Origin of the sequence: Brevundimonas sp. UBA7664 (assembly GCF_002483305.1) — a bacterium.
Taxonomy (GTDB): domain Bacteria; phylum Pseudomonadota; class Alphaproteobacteria; order Caulobacterales; family Caulobacteraceae; genus Brevundimonas.
Window position 1 is genome coordinate 1 of sequence record NZ_DLHQ01000063.1, and the last position, 14778, is coordinate 14778.

16 protein-coding genes and 1 pseudogene are annotated in these 14778 nt (G+C 70.0%); 11 read left to right on the forward strand and 6 right to left on the reverse strand.

Annotated elements, in window-relative coordinates:
* Positions 1-236 (reverse strand): annotated as a pseudogene (locus tag B2742_RS14630) (hypothetical protein); the annotation flags it as partial.
* Between the two features lie 57 nt (positions 237-293).
* Between B2742_RS14630 and B2742_RS14635 the strand changes: the two are divergent.
* From B2742_RS14635 to B2742_RS14645, 3 genes are all read left to right on the forward strand, one after another.
* Positions 294-641 (forward strand): DUF1491 family protein, encoded by a 348-nt coding sequence (locus B2742_RS14635; RefSeq protein WP_292067726.1) that lies wholly within the window; start codon positions 294-296, stop codon positions 639-641.
* 232 nt (positions 642-873) lie between these two features.
* Entirely contained in the window at positions 874-1254 is a 381-nt protein-coding gene (locus B2742_RS14640) for a hypothetical protein (protein WP_292067729.1), read from the forward strand.
* 69 nt (positions 1255-1323) lie between these two features.
* On the forward strand, positions 1324-2898 hold the full coding sequence (locus B2742_RS14645; protein WP_292067731.1) for a tetratricopeptide repeat protein: 1575 nt from the start codon (positions 1324-1326) through the stop codon (positions 2896-2898).
* Positions 2899-2901: 3 nt separating this feature from the next.
* Here the strand turns inward: B2742_RS14645 and B2742_RS14650 are convergent, their stop codons facing one another.
* Positions 2902-3036 carry a hypothetical protein gene (locus B2742_RS14650; protein WP_292067734.1) on the reverse strand — a complete coding sequence of 45 codons (135 nt, stop codon included), beginning with the start codon at positions 3034-3036 and terminating at the stop codon, positions 2902-2904.
* Between the two features lie 160 nt (positions 3037-3196).
* On the opposite strand from B2742_RS14650, the gene B2742_RS14655 reads away from it, so the two are divergent.
* From B2742_RS14655 to B2742_RS14665, 3 genes are all read left to right on the forward strand, one after another.
* Complete coding sequence (locus B2742_RS14655) at positions 3197-4828, forward strand: peptide chain release factor 3 (protein ID WP_292067736.1); 1632 nt, start codon at positions 3197-3199, stop codon at positions 4826-4828.
* 97 nt (positions 4829-4925) lie between these two features.
* Positions 4926-5267 carry a hypothetical protein gene (locus B2742_RS14660; RefSeq protein ID WP_292067739.1) on the forward strand — a complete coding sequence of 114 codons (342 nt, stop codon included), beginning with the start codon at positions 4926-4928 and terminating at the stop codon, positions 5265-5267.
* A gap of 108 nt (positions 5268-5375) precedes the next feature.
* Positions 5376-6617, forward strand: coding sequence for a hypothetical protein (locus B2742_RS14665; RefSeq protein WP_292067742.1), 1242 nt, complete (start codon positions 5376-5378; stop codon positions 6615-6617).
* A 3-nt stretch (positions 6618-6620) separates the two neighbouring features.
* On the opposite strand, the gene cysQ is transcribed toward B2742_RS14665, so the two are convergent.
* Positions 6621-7406, reverse strand: coding sequence for a 3'(2'),5'-bisphosphate nucleotidase CysQ (gene cysQ, locus B2742_RS14670; RefSeq protein WP_292067744.1), 786 nt, complete (start codon positions 7404-7406; stop codon positions 6621-6623).
* A 90-nt stretch (positions 7407-7496) separates the two neighbouring features.
* Between cysQ and chpT the strand changes: the two genes are divergently transcribed.
* The 5 genes from chpT (at position 7497) to B2742_RS14695 (ending at position 11870) form a co-directional block, all read left to right on the forward strand.
* The gene (gene chpT, locus B2742_RS14675) at positions 7497-8150 is read left to right on the forward strand and encodes a histidine phosphotransferase ChpT (protein WP_292067746.1); all 654 of its coding nucleotides are present in this window, start codon (positions 7497-7499) and stop codon (positions 8148-8150) included.
* 100 nt (positions 8151-8250) lie between these two features.
* Entirely contained in the window at positions 8251-8622 is a 372-nt protein-coding gene (locus tag B2742_RS14680) for a response regulator (protein ID WP_292067749.1), read from the forward strand.
* A 4-nt stretch (positions 8623-8626) separates the two neighbouring features.
* Positions 8627-9442, forward strand: a complete 816-nt coding sequence (locus B2742_RS14685) for a CheR family methyltransferase (RefSeq protein WP_292067751.1) — start codon at positions 8627-8629, stop codon at positions 9440-9442.
* 98 nt (positions 9443-9540) lie between these two features.
* Entirely contained in the window at positions 9541-11421 is a 1881-nt protein-coding gene (locus B2742_RS14690; RefSeq protein WP_292067755.1) for a M20/M25/M40 family metallo-hydrolase, read from the forward strand.
* An 8-nt stretch (positions 11422-11429) separates the two neighbouring features.
* On the forward strand, positions 11430-11870 hold the full coding sequence (locus tag B2742_RS14695) for a MaoC family dehydratase (protein ID WP_292067756.1): 441 nt from the start codon (positions 11430-11432) through the stop codon (positions 11868-11870).
* Positions 11871-12118: 248 nt separating this feature from the next.
* Here B2742_RS14695 and B2742_RS14700 read toward each other — a convergent pair whose 3' ends face one another.
* The 3 genes from B2742_RS14700 to B2742_RS14710 form a co-directional block, all read right to left on the reverse strand.
* Positions 12119-13666, reverse strand: coding sequence for a bifunctional GNAT family N-acetyltransferase/carbon-nitrogen hydrolase family protein (locus B2742_RS14700; protein ID WP_292067760.1), 1548 nt, complete (start codon positions 13664-13666; stop codon positions 12119-12121).
* A 73-nt stretch (positions 13667-13739) separates the two neighbouring features.
* The gene (locus B2742_RS14705) at positions 13740-14351 is read right to left on the reverse strand and encodes a DUF1190 domain-containing protein (RefSeq protein WP_292067762.1); all 612 of its coding nucleotides are present in this window, start codon (positions 14349-14351) and stop codon (positions 13740-13742) included.
* A gap of 4 nt (positions 14352-14355) precedes the next feature.
* The gene (locus tag B2742_RS14710) at positions 14356-14769 is read right to left on the reverse strand and encodes a DUF350 domain-containing protein (RefSeq protein ID WP_292067764.1); all 414 of its coding nucleotides are present in this window, start codon (positions 14767-14769) and stop codon (positions 14356-14358) included.
* Positions 14770-14778: the final 9 nt, after the last annotated feature.

The window sequence follows — 14778 nt, forward strand, 5'->3', positions numbered from 1 at the left end:
AGATCGGCCGCGCCGGAGCCCGAGCGCAGGGCCGCGCCCCGGGCCTGGGCCGTGGCGGCCGCGAGGGCCGCCTCGATCTGCGGCGCGAACAGGTGGCAGCGGGCGTCGGCGGCGAGCACGAAGGCGCGCTCATAATAGGTGTCGGCGGCCTCGGCCCAGGCGACGTTCGGCACGACCAGCATGGCGGCGGCCAGCAGGCAGGCTTTGGTCTTCGAGGCGGTCTGGCCTATCGTCATGAGGCCGCACCTTACGCATCACGCGTTCCGGTCCGGTTTCCGAGCAGGGTTATCAAAGTGCTTCTGTCGAGCGACCTGTGGGTCTCCGCCCTGATCCGCCGCGCCGAGCTGGGCGGAGCCTTCGCCACCGTCGCGCGCAAGGGCGACGCGCGCGCCGGCACGGTCATCGTCAAGGCCTTCGACACGTCCAACCGCCGCGCCCGACTCTATAGTGAGGCCTTCGGACCCGACGGGGAGCGGCTGTGGATGCAGCCCGTCGAGAGCGAGTTCGAGAGCGAACTCGACGCCTATATCCAGCGTCAGATCGGCTACGACCCGGACCTGTGGGTGGTCGAGATCGAGGACAGGGAGGGGCGGCACTTTATAACGGAGAAGGTGGCGGGGGAGGGAGGCAACAGGCAGTAGGCAGCAGGCAGCAGGCAGCAGGCAGCAGGCAGCAGGTCGTTCGGCACCCTGCCCGCCAGCCCCAAGCTTGTCCGCTGCTGCCTGCTGCCTCCTCCTCCCTAACCACCTGTGACCACCCCCCGCCGCCAGTGCGAAATCCTTAACTGCGTTCGCACACGGAACCTCAAGCGCAGGCGCCTATGGTCAGCTTCAACGGGCCGCAATGAGCCCGGAGCGATGGTGGGTGTTGTCGATGCTCTTTCTTCTCAACGACGTGGTGTTCGACCTGGACGAGGCCTCCCCGGTCACGCCCGGCGACGCGCGCCGCTTTGAGAGCCTCGAGCTCGACTATGTACTGGAACTCGGTTGCGAACTGTTTTCCGAGGATCCGCTGCTGCACCTCAACGACCCGCAGCGCGCGCGCCGGCTGGCCTGGCTGATCCACGACCGCTCGCCGGAAGTGAACGCCGCCCTGTTCGCCGCCCCCGCCGCCGGCTGTGACCCGACCCTGGTCGAGCCGCAGTTCTGCGCCCTCCCCGACGCCATCATGCGCCAGCTCAAGACCCGCGCTGCCAAGGGCCGGCTGACGCCGCTCGCCGCCGATCGCGCGGTCTGGATGCGCATGGCCGCCTGAGAACGACCGTCGCTTGAAGTCGGGCGACACCCGACTGTAGGTTGTCCGGGTTGTCCCGGAGAAAACGTCATGTCGATCGGTTGGGTGCGTGCGCTGGCGGCGAGCCTGTCGCTGCTGGTTTTCAGCCTCGCTGGCGCGGCCAACGCCGAATGGCGGCGAGCCGAAAGCCCCAATTTCGTGGTCTATTCTCAGGGCAGCGAATCCGACCTGCGGCGCTACGTCCGCAATCTCGAAATCTACGACTTCACCCTGCGCGCCCGGATGGGGCTGCCAGCGGCCACGGCCGGTCGCAAGCTGCCGATCTATCTGGTCGGCAATCGGGCTGGCCTCGTCCAGATCAATCCGAACACCGGGCTGAACGTCGCGGGCACCTATTATCCCGCCGGCGAGGACATCTTCGCCGCCGCACTCCGGGACAGCGACGAGGACTATCTGCTCCACGAGTATTTCCATCACTTCAGCCTCCAGATCGAAGCGACGTCCGGCTACCCCGCCTGGTTGATCGAAGGGCTGGCCGAGTATTTCATGACGGCGGAAATCTCGGAGACGACCGTCAAGATCGGCGGCTACAACGAGGGGCGGGTCTACGGCCTGTTCAGCAACAGCTGGCTGCCTCTTGAAGACCTCGTGTCCAAGCGCTTCGGCGAAGTGCGCTCAGGCGCGCACCGGGACTCTTATTACCCGATCTCCTGGCTGCTGACGCATTGGTTCATGAGCGACGAAGTTCGCCGTCAGCAGCTGTCCGCCTACATCCGCGACATGCGGCAAGGCGAGGAGTCCGTTGTCGCAATGGAGCGCGCCACCGGCCTCACGATGGATCAGATCCGTCAGCAGTTGCGGAGCTATCGCCGGTTGACCGTCATTCACTATACGGCGGACTTCCCGGAGACGCCGATCACGGTCACGCGGCTGCCCCGGTCCGCCGACGACCTGCTGCTCATCGGCCAGCGCCTCAAGGTCGGCGTTGGGGATGACCAGCACGCTGAAACCGCCGCTCTCGTTCGCCGGCTCGCCGCCCGCCACCCCGATGACCCCTTCGCCATGCTCCAGCTTGGACATGCCGAACTGCATTTCGGCGACCCGGACGCGGGCGAAGCCATTCTGAATCGCCTGCTGGAGCGGGAGCCTGAAAACGTCGAGGCGCTGCAACTGATGGCCTCGCGCTTCATGCGACTCGCCCGGGACCAGCCCGACGAGGCCCTGCCGTTGATGCGCCGCGCACGCGGCTATCTCGGCCGGGCCTACCGGGCGGACCCGGCCCAGTACTATACGCTGCAGCTTCTGGCCCAGACCCGGGAGCTCGAAGCCGACTACCCCACGGAGAATGATCTGGTGACCTGGGACCAGGCCTCCCAGCTCGCCCCCCAACTCGCGTCCATACGCCTCGGATACGCCAACGCCCTGATGCGTGCGGAGGAGTTCGATGACGTTGCGGTCCTTCTTCGCCCGCTCGCCAACGCCGCGCACGGGGGCCAGGCGGCCGAGATCGCGACCGGATTGATGGAGAGGGCGAGAAATCGGCAGGGGCCGATGAGCGCCGAGGAGCTCGAGTCGGCGACCCAAGCGAGCCAGCCGGATGCGGATCCCTCCGGAAGCGAACCGTCCGCGCCGCCCGAACCGGAGGCCGCGACCGACGACTCCTGACCGTCAGATCAGCTTGTTGAACAGCCCGTGCACAATCATGGCGCCCAGCACGATCACGCCGAAACCGACGACCGGGCTGAGGGCGGGATGCGGGCCGTCGCGATGGGGCGGGGGCGTTTCAGGCAGATCGAGGGCCATGGCCGTTCCTTGCGTTTCCAAGGCGGCGCCCGATTGCGTGACCGGATCGTCTCGCCGGGCCGGGCGATGACTCCGATATCCCTTCATGCCCAGGGGCTATTCGCCGACGGGTGACTTTCGGCCCCGTCCGCGCTACCTCGCGCGGCCCAACGGATAGAACATGTCGAAACTTCCCCTCGAACAGGAGGCCCTGCGCCGCAGGACCTTCGCCATCATCGCGCACCCTGACGCCGGCAAGACCACCCTGACCGAGCACATCCTGCTGGCCGGCGGCGCCATCCGCGCGGCCGGAGCCGTGCGCGCCCGCGGCGAGAACCGGCGCACCCAGTCCGACTGGATGAAGATCGAGAAAGAACGCGGCATCTCGGTCAGCGCCTCCGTCATGACGTTCGAGCACGACGGCAAGATGTTCAACCTGCTCGACACGCCGGGCCACGAGGACTTTTCCGAAGACACCTACCGCACCCTGACCGCCGCCGACTGCGCCATCATGGTGCTGGACGCCGCCAAGGGCATCGAGCCGCAGACGCTGAAGCTGTTCGAGGTCTGCCGCCTGCGCGACATCCCGATCATCACCTTCATCAACAAGCTGGACCGCGAGGCCCAGGACCCCATGGCCCTGCTGGACGAGATCGCCTCGCGCCTGCAGCTCGACCCCGCCCCGATCTGGTGGCCGGCGCAGAGCGGCAACCGCCTGCGCGGCATGGTCGAGATGGGCACCGGAAAGTTCCAGCCCTACGCCCGCAAGCCCGCGGGCGCCGCCGAGGACGTGCCTCACCCGGAGGCCCTGCCCCTGGCCGACGCCGCGCAATACTTTGAGGAAGGCGAGCACGAGGCCCTGCTGGAGGCGCAGGAACTGGTCGAGGGCGGCTATCCGGCGTTCGACCGCCAGTCCTTCCTCGAAGGCCATATGACCCCCGTGCTGTGGGGCTCGGCCCTGCGCCATTTCGGCATTGACGAACTGCTGGCCGCGATCGGCGAATGGGCCCCGCCGCCCAAGGTGATGAAGGCGCACAAGGCAGCCCCCGCCGGCACCCGCAACGCCGCCGAGCCGGTTGCGATCACGGTCGAACCGGGCGCGGCCGAGGTCACCGGCTTCGTCTTCAAGGTCCAGGCGAACATGGACCCCAACCACCGCGACCGCATCGCCATGTTCCGCATGGCCTCCGGCAAGTTCCAGCGCGGCATGAAGCTGAAGGTCCAGAACACCGGCAAACAGCTGTCGGTCAACGCGCCCATCATGTTCTTCGCCAGCGACCGCGAACTGGCCGAGGACGCCTATGCCGGCGACGTCATCGGCATTCCCAACCACGGGGTCCTGCGCGTCGGCGACAGCCTGTCCGAGAGCGGCCTGATCCGCTTCGCCGGCCTGCCGAATTTCGCGCCCGAAATCCTCCAGCGCGTGCGGGTCAAGGATCCGCTCAAGGCCAAACACCTGAAGAAGGCGCTGGACGGCCTGGCCGAGGAGGGCGTCACCCAGCTGTTCCGGCCCGAGATGGGCTCGGACTTCATCGTCGGCGCCGTGGGCCAGCTGCAGTTCGAGGTCATGGCCGACCGGCTGGGCGAGGAATACGGGCTGGAGGTCATCTTCGAACCCTCGCCCTGGGCCGAGGCGCGGTGGATCGGCGGGACGAAGGCGGACCTCGAGGACTTCATGGGCAAATACCGCGGCCAGATGGCCCGCGACATCGACGACGACCCGGTCTTCCTGGCCAAGTCGAGCTGGGAGACCGGCTATGTCATGGAGCGGTTCCCGAACGTGGCCTTCACGAAGACGAAAGAGCGGGGATAGGCGCCGCGTTCGCGCCCGATCCGTCTTCCCCCTGCCCCACGCGCGTGGTTCTCTGTCGGCCAGCAAGGCGGCGCGGGGGCGCGTCGTGGAGGTTCCAATGATCGCGATGACGCTCGTGGCGTTTCTGTCGCTCAGCGCCGCGCAGGCTGCGTCGCAACCCCCGTCCTATGACGAGGCGGTGCGCTGCGCCGGCCTGACCCAGGCCGCGTCCGAGCTGGAAGGCGGCGAGAGCGGCGAGGGGCGCAGCCTTTACGACGCGGCCCTCTACTGGTCGCTCACCGCCATGCAGATCGCCCAGCGCGCCGCCCGGCCCGCCGCGACCACCGACGCTGACCAGTCCCGCGCCCGGATCCGCGCCGTGCGCGAGCTCATCACCGATGATCCGGACGCCCGGACCACCCTGCAACGCTGCCGCGCCCGCACCCCCGACCTGGGCTGAATCATCGTCGCGGACCGGCCGAACCTCCGGCGCGGCGTCGCGTTTGCTAGTCACGGACCGAGGGACGCGTATTGGTCCCGAAGCGGGACGACCGGAGCGCCAGCCCCCATGTTCGAATTCGGCCGGGATCTGAGAAAGCTGTTCGAAAAGGCGCGCGAGAGCGACGACCTCGGCTGGCTGGAGCTGATCGGCGCGGACCTGGTCGCGGCCGAGGCGCAGTCGCTCGGCGTCGACGCCGGTCGGGTCTCCTGTGCTCATCCCTTCGATACGTGGATGCGGGCCTCGGCCCTGTGGCGTGAACATGCCCGGCGCTCGGGACACCGGACCAGCCTGGACCGGGCGGCGGCGGCGGCTTCGGAAGCGGCGCGGCACACGGCCACGCCCGACCAGACCGCGGCCGTGGCGATCGAGTCGGGCGAGATCCATCTGTTGCGCTTCGATCTGTTCGGCGGCCCCGAAAAGCTGACGGCGGCGGTGGCGGACGTGCAGTCGCTGACAGCGGAGCGGCCGGCGATCCGGTCCGCGGCGGCGGCCCTGCACGCCCGGCTGACGGCGCGTCGGGCGCGGCTGACCGGTGAACCGTCGGCCATGCTGGACGCGGCCGCCCTGCTCGACGCGGCCCTGCATGGGGCCAGGGGCCTGCCGCCGACCGTCGGCGATGATCTGAGGCTGGATCGGGCGGCGCTCGGGCTCGAAGCCGGGGTGGCCCGTCGCGACGGACGGTTGCTGGACCAGGCCGGTCGCGACCTCCGGGTGCTGGTCGAATCCGCCTCGCCCGACTATCGGCCCCTGACCCGGGCCCGCGCCCTGGCCCTGGCCGGCGCCGGGCTGATGGCCCTCGCCCGTCTGGCGCGGAACGAGGCCGCCACGGCCCAGGGCCAGGCCCTGTTCGCCGCCGCCGCCGACCAGTTCACGCCCGACCACAGCCCGCTGGACTGGGTGGCCGTGCAGCTGGCGCCCGCCGACGCCGACACGCCCCTGGCGCGCTTGATCGAGGCCGAGGCCCTGACCCGTGAACCCGGCCTGATCCTCGGCGCCCTGGCGCGCGAGCGGCGGCTGGCGGCCGAGGCGGCCCTGGCCGAGGCCATGGGCGACGTCGAAGGTCTGACCGGGCTGGAGGCGATCGTAAGGCGCGGACTGGCCGAGGCCGCCGGCGCCCAGCCTCTGGAATGGGCCGCCGACCAGATCGGCATGGTCCATCTGGCCCTGGCCAAGGGCCGTCTGACGTCGACCGAACCCCGCGCCGTCGGCCTGATGCTGGCCGAGGCGATGGAGACCGCCCGCGAATGGGGCGCGCCGGCGCTGGCCCGGCGGGCGGCCGTGCTGCAGGTGCAGGCGGCGAACGCCTAGGTCCTAACCGCCCAGCGCGACAAACCCGCCATTGCCGAAGCCCGGCTTGCCATAGCGCATCGGCTGGCCGTCCTCGGACATGACCCGGCCGCCGGCGGCTTCCAGCACGGCCTGTCCCGCGGCCGTGTCCCATTCCGAGGTCGGGCCGGTGCGGGGATAGGCGTCGAACCGCCCCTCGGCGATCAGACAGAATTTCAGCGACGAATCCATCCCCTGCCACTGGATGCAGCCATGGCGCGAGGCGAGGCGTTCCGCCTCGACGTCGGTCATGGAGTGGCTCATCACCGCCATGGGCGAGGCGGGCCGGTTGCGCACCTTGATGGCCTGCCAGACCTCGCCGAACCGGCGACGGAAAGCGCCCGCGCCGGGCGCGCCGCTGCGCCAGGTGGTGGCCGTTGCGGGCGCCGTCACCACGCCGGCGACCGGCGATCCCTTGTGGATCAGGGCGATGTTGACCGTGAAGGCCTCGCGCCCCTCGATGAAGCCGCGGGTGCCGTCCAGCGGATCGATCAGCCAGAACCAGTCGTCGGCCGACGTCGGCGCCCCGTCGGCGGCGCAGGCCTCCTCGGCCACCGTCTGGACGCCAGGATACAGGGCTTCCAGCCGGGTCAGGATCAGGGCCTCGGCTTCCTGATCGGCCAGGGTCACCGGACTGTCGTCGGCCTTGGCCTCGGCGATCACGCCGTTGCGCCAGTAAGGCAGGATGACCCGGGCGGCGTCCTCGGCGATCCCGGCCAGGGCCTCGGTCAGGGCGCCGGACGCGAGGTCGGCGGTCAGTCGTTTGCTCATGCCCGCCCGATTAGAGCATCGGACCGGTTTCGCGAACCGGCAAATCAGGTCAGCGTCCGGCCAGTTTCCGACTGTTGCGCGCAAGGCCCGATGACCGACACCGCTCCCGCCTCTCCCCTTCCCGACGGCCAGGCCCTGGCGGCGTTGATCGCCGGCAAGCTGTGCCACGACTTCATCAGCCCGGCCGGCGCGATCAGCTCGGGCCTCGACCTGCTGAAGGACCCGACGGCCCAGGACATGCGCGACGACGCCATGGGGCTGATCGAGGCCAGCGCCCGCAAGATGGTGGCCCTGGTCGCCTTCGCCCGCGTGGCCTTCGGCGCGGCGACCTCGGCCGAGCGGTTCTCGGGCGCCGAACTGGGCGAACTGGTCTCAGGCCTGACCGAAGGCGGGCGGGCGACGCTGGCGTGGGCGGTCGCGGACACGACCTATTCGAAGGCCCAGTCGCGGGCCCTGGTGAACCTGGCGTATCTGACCATGGCGGCGCTGCCGTCGGGCGGCGTGGCGACGATCGCCACACGCACAGACGACGGTCTGGTGATCGAGGGCCGGGCCGAGGGCGCGCGGGCGCGGCTCAAGGGCGAGGCCGTCGCCGGACTGGCGGGCCTGCCCCTCAGCGAAGGCCTGCCCGGCCAGTGGATCCAGCCCTACTGGCTCTGGCTGACCGCCCATGACGCGGGTGGATCGCTGAACGTCGAGACTGAAGAGGGGCGGGTCGTGCTGACCGCCCACATGCCTAACTGACGCTTAAGCCGGTTTCCCAAGGAGTCATTAACCGGCGCGGGCCGATTATGTGACTTACGTACACGCGGGCGTTGTGCGCTTCTGATTTGGAATCCTGACCTTGACCCCCAGAACCTGTCTGATCGTCGACGACAGCCGGATCATCCGGAAAGTTGCGCGACGCATCGTCGAGGGGCTCGGCTTCGAGGTCGACGAAGCCGCTGACGGCTCGGAAGCGCTGGCCTTCTGCGGCGGCGTGATCCCCGAGGTCATCCTGCTGGACTGGTCGATGCCGGTCATGGACGGCATGACCTTCCTGCGTCGCCTGCGCGCCCTGCCCGGCGGCCTGGCCCCCAAGGTTCTGTTCTGCACCATCGAGACCCGCGCCGAACGCATCGCCGAAGCCCTGTCGGCCGGCGCCGACGACTATGTGATGAAGCCCTTCGACGGCGAGATCCTGTCGTCCAAATTCGCTGAAGTGGGGGCCGTCTGACTCCATGACTCCGGACGATTTCGATCGCCTCCAGTCCTTGATGGCCTCGCGCGCGGGCTTTCGGCTGACGCGCGACCGGATGAAGCTGGCCGAGCACCGGCTGGGGCCGGTGGCGCGGCGCGAGGGGTTCGATACCGTCGACGCCATGCTGGGCTCGCTCTGGGCCAAACCTGTCGCCGCCCTGGGCTGGGCCGTGATCGAGGCCCTGCTCAATCCCGAGACCTGGTTCCGCCGCGATCGCGTCAGTTTCGACACCTTCGGCAAGGAGTTGCTGCCCGCCCTCGGCAAGGCCCGCGGCGGCCAGCCGGTCAGGGTCTGGTCCGCCGGCTGTTCGACCGGCCAGGAGGCCTGGTCGTTGGCCATCGCCGCGCAGGAAGCCGGCGTCGTGGTCGAGATCGTCGGCACCGACCTGTCGCAGCGCGCGCTCGAAAAGGCCCGTTCGGGCGCCTACACCGGTTTCGAGATCCAGCGCGGCCTCAAGGCCGAGACCATGCTGCGCTGGTTCGACCAGGCCGAGGACGCCTGGATCGCCCGGGCCGAGCTGCGCGCCATGGTCCATTTCGCCCGCGCCAATCTGGTCGACGCCCCGACCGACGCCCACCGGTTCGACATCATCTTCTGCCGCCATGTCCTGGGCGACGCCGATCCCGGGCGGCGCGGCGAGATGTTCGACAATCTGGAGCGGCGGCTGGTCGATGACGGCTGCCTCTTCCTCGGCCCCGACGAACAGCCCGACGGCGACAGCATCGCCTTCCGCCCCGTCGCCGGCCGCAAGGGCCTGTTCGTGAAGTCCCCGGCGGCGCTGCGCCGGGCGGCCTAGCAAGGCCGCCAAGGTCGACAGCTGCTCTTCGATCGAACCCCGGGATGACGGAACTGAAATGGCCCGCTAGCCTGCCCCCTTATCGGGGAGGATGGATCATGCGGCTGCTCTGGCTGGTCGGGTCGTTGGCGGTGGCCCTGTTGATCGCGGTGCTGACGCTGCAGGTCCCCGCGCCCGTCGGGACCGGCGCGCCGGCCACCGCCTTCTCCGCCGAACGCGCCATGGCCGACGTGCGCGAGATCGCGCAGCGCCCTCACCCGGTGGGATCGGCCGACCATGCACGGGTCCAGGCCATCCTGTTGCAGCGGATGGCCGCGCTCGGCCTGCAGACCTCCATCCAGCCCGGCCCCCTGTCGCCCGCCGCCGTCCAGCGGATCGAGCGCGGCGGCGGTTCGGCGGCCGGGATCGAACTGACCAACCTGATCGGCGTCCTGCCCGGGCGCGATCCGCGCCTGCCGGCCGTGGCCCTGATGGCCCACTATGACACCGTGCCGGGCTCCGCCGGCGCGGCGGACGACACGGCGGGCGTGGCCGCCATTCTCGAGACCGTCCGCGCCGTCCGCGCCCGCGGTCCGGCCGACCGCACCCTGGTCGTCCTGCTGACCGACGGCGAGGAGCTCAACCTCGACGGGGCCCGCGCCTTCTGGGGCGGCCATCCCCTGCGCGACCGCATCGGCGCGGTGGTCAACCTCGAGGCGCGCGGCGGCGGCGGCCGGGCCATGATGTTCGAGACCGGACGCGGCAACGCCGAGACCATCCGCCTGTTCGCCCGCGCCGGAGCCCGGGCGACCGGCGGCGTCTCGTCCAACTCCCTCGCCGTCTTCGTCTATGCGCTGATGCCCAACGGCACCGACTTCACCATCCCCCGGGACCGCGGCGTCCAGGGCATCAACCTGGCCTTCATCGGCCGCCCCGAACAGTATCACGCCGCCGCCTCGACCCCCGCCGCGCTCGACCGGGGCAGCGTCCAGCACATCGGCGCCCAGGCGCTGGAGATGGCCGACGCCCTGCTCCGCGCCCCGACCCTGCCGGCCCGGACGGACAACCTCGTCTACGCCGACCTGTTCGGCGGGGTGGTCGTCGGCCACGCGCCCGCGACCGGATGGGGGCTGCTGGCCCTCGCGGTCCTCGGCCTCGGTCTTGCCGTCTGGCGCGCCAGAGCCCGCGTGGGCCTGACCTTCGCCGACGCCGGGCGCGGCGCGGTCGACGGCCTGTGGTTCCTGTCGGTCGGCATCGTCCTGACCCAGGCCGTCCGGCTGCTGGCCGGGCCGCTGTCGGCGCGGGCGGGGAACGCCGACACCTACTATGCCCTGCTGGCCCGCCTGCCGTGGATGGAGGCGGGCGCGACCCTGACCGTCCTGGCCGTGACCCTGGCGCTGCTGGGCGGACGGACGCGGCCGGACCGCCGCGTCAGTGCCGGGGCCATCGCGGCGGCGACGGCCCTGACCGTGATCCTCGGCGGCGTGGATGTCGTGGTCGTCGGCGCCGGCGTCATCGCCGCCGGCCTGTCGCTGGCGCCCGGCCTCGCCGCGCGCTCGGCCTGGGGCGGCTGGACGGGGTTGATCGGCCTTGTCCTGATCGTCGCCACGGCGGCCCAGGCGGCCGCGCCCGAGGCCGCCTTCCTGTTCGTCTGGACCGGACTGCTGGCCGCCGCCGTCGCGGCGCTCGCCGCCTTCGTCGACCCCGGCCTGACCCGCGCCCGATCGCTGGCCCCCGTCGCGATCGTCGCGGCGCTGGGCGGCGGCTGGCTGGCGGCCCTGACGCATTCGGTCTTCCTCGGCGTCGGCATGGACCTGCCCGCGGTGGTGGTGCTGATGGGCCTGCTGGTGCTGATGCTGGTGCGGCCGCTGAGCCCGGAGCGGGCGCTGGTCCGTCCCCTGCTGTTGGCGGGGCTGGCCGTCCTGCTGGTCGGCGGCGGCCTGTCCCTCGCCGCCCGCTTCGTCGAACCGGTCCCCGCCGCGGCCGACGCCGGAGCCTGACCCCTCGCATGCCCCTGTACCTCGAGGACCTCCACGTCGGTCAGACCTTCGTCAGCGACCCCGTCGCCATCACCACCGACCAGATCAAGGCCTTCGCTGCGGAGTTCGACCCCCAGCCCTTCCATCTCGACGAGGACGCCGCCCGCGACACCCTGTTCGAAGGGCTCGCCGCCAGCGGCTGGCACACCGCCGCCCTGACCATGCGCATGCTGGTGCAGTGTTTCCCCCTCGCCGGCGGCCTCGTCGGCGCCGGCGGCGAGACCACCTGGCCGCGCCCGACCCGGCCCGACGACACCCTGACCCTAACGGTCGAGGTGCTGGAGATCACGCCCTCCCGCTCCCGCCCCGACCGCGGCATGATCCGGACCCGCAGCACGACGCGGAACCAGCACGGCGAGGCGGTCCAGATATCCACCGTCCGCATCGTCGCCTGGCGCCGCCCGGCGTAGGACGACGGGCGGCGCCGGGAGGTTCATCACAAAGGACTCCAAGAAGGCACGAAGGACACGAAGGGACCGGGGTTGTGTCCGCCTCCGCGCAATTCCTGTGTCTGGTGATCGCGGCGTACGCCGCATTTCTGGATCACCTCGGAGGCGAGCCCACCTCTATCCTTCGCTCAGCCCCCTTCGTGTCCTTCGTGACCTCTTCGTGCCCTTCGTGATGAACCAGCCATCTCCAAGCCAAGGTCCGCCAGCCCTCAGCCGCCGTCCGTCCACACCGTCTTGTACAGATCGAACCGCCGGTCCCGCAGGTTCCGCACCGTCCCCTGCGACTTGGCCCAGGCCAGGTCCGACAGGTCGAGGTCGGCCACCGTCACCGTCTCGACGTTCTCCGACGCCTCGGCCGCCACGCCATCCCGCGCGAACGGGAAGTCGCACGGCGTCAGGATGCAGGACTGGGCGTACTGGATGTCCATGTTCTCGACGTTCGGCAGATTGCCGACATTGCCCGACAGGATGACGTAGCACTGGTTCTCGATGGCCCGCGCCTGCGAGCAGTAGCGCACCCGGAGATAGCCCTGCCGGTTGTCGGTGCAGAACGGCACGAACAGCAGCCGCGCCCCTTCGTCGACCAGCCGCCGCGCCAGCTCGGGGAACTCGGAGTCATAGCAGATCAGCACCCCGATCGGGCCGCAGTCGGTCGGAATGGCGTGCACCCGGTCGCCGCCCTTGATGTTCCACCAGTGGCGCTCGTTCGGCGTCGGGTGGATCTTCTCCTGCTCGTGCACCGAGCCGTCGCGCAGGAAGACATAGGCGACGTTCTGGATGTCGCCGTCGTCCGTCTGCGTCGGGTGCGAGCCGCCGATGATGTTGATGTTGTACTCGACGGCCATCTTGCGCATCGCCTCGACGAAGCGCGGCGTGTAGCGGGTCAGGGCCTCGATCGACTCCACCGGACTGAGCTTCTTCTTCTCCAGCGACAGCAGTTGAAGCGTGAACAGCTCCGGAAACACCACGAAGTCTGAGCGGTAGTCCGAGGTCACGTCGACGAAATATTCGATGTTGGAGATGAACTCCTCGAAGCTGGCGACCTTGCGGGCCTGCAGCTGCACCGTCGCCACCCGCACCGTCTCCTTGACCGCGAAGGCCGCGCCGCGCCCGTGCGTCTCGGTATAATAGGGGTTGCGCCACACCATGTGCGCCGCATGCCCCATCGAGGCCGTGTCCGAGCTCAGATAGTTCTCCAGCACCCCGATCGGCTCGAAGCCGCCGCGCATGTGGAAGCCGATCACCGGGTCGTTCAGCTTGCGCGCCGTGACCGCGTCCAGATATTCGCGGGCGTCGGGATAGGCCGCCTTGCGCCGCGCCAGCCCCGGCATCCGCCCGCCGAAGACGATGCCGCGCAGGTTCTCGGCCTCGCACAGGTCGCGCCGGGCGTCATACAGCCGCTGGCCGATCCTCAGTCGCCGCCGGTCGGGATCGACGCACACCTCCATGCCATAGAACCAGTCCCCGACCGGATCATGCCGTGCCGCATAGCCGCCGCCGGTGATCTGGGTCCAGGTGTGCGGCGCCATCGCCGTCTTCTCGTCGATGCGGAAACCGGCGGCGTAGCCGACGATCTCATCGGCGTATTCGACCACGAACTGGCCATCGGGGAAGGCGGCGATCTGGCCGCGCAGCATGCCCGGCGTATAGGCCGGCATGTCCTTGTAGACCTTGGCCACAAGGGCCGAGATGGCGGTCACATCGCCGATCCTGGCGTTGCGGATGGAGAGGACGGCGGGCTTGGAGGGTTTTGTCATGCGGTCTGAACGCATGGCGAAGCTTGGGGATCAAATGCTTTCTGGCGGGCCGCCGCCCTGAGCCCTCGACAGACTACCCCCCGTAGCCGCGGCCGCCGCCGCCGAAGCCGCCGCGCGAGACCACGGCGGTGCGGCTCTGGGCCCGGACCGGGGCCTTGCGGGCGACGTCGACGTCGTTGCGGTTGGCGACGGTGCGGCCGGTCCGGTAGTCGCGGGACAGATAGCCGCCGCCGTAGCCGTTGGAGAACTGGCCGTCGCGGTCGCGATAAAGGGCCCCGCCGCCGCGATAGCCGCCGTTCATCAGCTGGCCGATGATGAAGCCGGTCGCCAGCGGGCCGAAGAAGGAGCCGCCGCCGCTGTTGTTCAGCGGCCGGCACTGTTCGGGACCCCACTGGCCCTCGCACTCTTCCCGGGTCGCATAGCGGGGCGCGCTCTCGGAGGCCTGGCGCTGGGCCTCGGCGTAGGCCGTGTCGCATTCCGCGTCGCTGACGTCGTTGGCCGCCTTGCACTCGGCCGTCGAGGTGTAGGCCAGGGCCGGGTCGGGCTCGGGCAGGGGCGCGCGCTGCGGCGAGCCGCAGGCGGCCATGGAGAAGCTCACGGTGGCCATCAGGCTGGTGACCTGAAGCGTCCGCGACCGTTTCATCCGGCGCAGGGTGGTGGTCTCGGGGAGGGTTTGTTCGCTCATCGGATCAGGCCGTCATGCAGGCGGCGTTGAGCAGGCCCACGCCGATGGAGATGGAGGCCAGATAGACGCCCGCCGCCGTTTCGCCGGCCTCGATGCGGGCCGCCAGCGCCTTGTACAGCACCCGGCTGACGACGATGAAGGCGAGGATCTGGATGACGCCGGCCAGCAGGGCCCAGGCGGCGAACTCGGCCAGGCTGACGGTGTGTGACAGGGCGGAGGCGAGCGGCAGGACATAGCCGATCAGGGCCCCGCCGAGGGCGATGGCCGCGGCCGTATTGCCCTGCCGGATCAGCTCGCGCTCGCTGTAGGGCGTGGCCATCTGGTAGAGGAATTTGAACGCCGAGAAGAAGGCGATCGCCGCCGCGAAGGCGATGAGGAAGGCCGTCGCCCCCGTCTGAAATGCGAACCAGTCGAGCATCTTGATATC

What these genes read in the sequence shown, in the direction of transcription:
- B2742_RS14640 (WP_292067729.1), top strand. Translation starts at nt 874, where the DNA reads ATGCTCTTTCTTCTCAACGACGTGGTGTTCGACCTGGACGAGGCCTCC.
- B2742_RS14645 (WP_292067731.1), top strand. Translation starts at nt 1,324, where the DNA reads ATGTCGATCGGTTGGGTGCGTGCGCTGGCGGCGAGCCTGTCGCTGCTG.
- B2742_RS14650 (WP_292067734.1), bottom strand. Translation starts at nt 3,036, where the DNA reads ATGGCCCTCGATCTGCCTGAAACGCCCCCGCCCCATCGCGACGGCCCG.
- B2742_RS14655 (WP_292067736.1), top strand. Translation starts at nt 3,197, where the DNA reads ATGTCGAAACTTCCCCTCGAACAGGAGGCCCTGCGCCGCAGGACCTTC.
- B2742_RS14660 (WP_292067739.1), top strand. Translation starts at nt 4,926, where the DNA reads ATGATCGCGATGACGCTCGTGGCGTTTCTGTCGCTCAGCGCCGCGCAG.
- B2742_RS14665 (WP_292067742.1), top strand. Translation starts at nt 5,376, where the DNA reads ATGTTCGAATTCGGCCGGGATCTGAGAAAGCTGTTCGAAAAGGCGCGC.
- cysQ (WP_292067744.1), bottom strand. Translation starts at nt 7,406, where the DNA reads ATGAGCAAACGACTGACCGCCGACCTCGCGTCCGGCGCCCTGACCGAG.
- chpT (WP_292067746.1), top strand. Translation starts at nt 7,497, where the DNA reads ATGACCGACACCGCTCCCGCCTCTCCCCTTCCCGACGGCCAGGCCCTG.
- B2742_RS14685 (WP_292067751.1), top strand. Translation starts at nt 8,627, where the DNA reads ATGACTCCGGACGATTTCGATCGCCTCCAGTCCTTGATGGCCTCGCGC.
- B2742_RS14690 (WP_292067755.1), top strand. Translation starts at nt 9,541, where the DNA reads ATGCGGCTGCTCTGGCTGGTCGGGTCGTTGGCGGTGGCCCTGTTGATC.
- B2742_RS14695 (WP_292067756.1), top strand. Translation starts at nt 11,430, where the DNA reads ATGCCCCTGTACCTCGAGGACCTCCACGTCGGTCAGACCTTCGTCAGC.
- B2742_RS14700 (WP_292067760.1), bottom strand. Translation starts at nt 13,666, where the DNA reads ATGACAAAACCCTCCAAGCCCGCCGTCCTCTCCATCCGCAACGCCAGG.
- B2742_RS14705 (WP_292067762.1), bottom strand. Translation starts at nt 14,351, where the DNA reads ATGAGCGAACAAACCCTCCCCGAGACCACCACCCTGCGCCGGATGAAA.
- B2742_RS14710 (WP_292067764.1), bottom strand. Translation starts at nt 14,769, where the DNA reads ATGCTCGACTGGTTCGCATTTCAGACGGGGGCGACGGCCTTCCTCATC.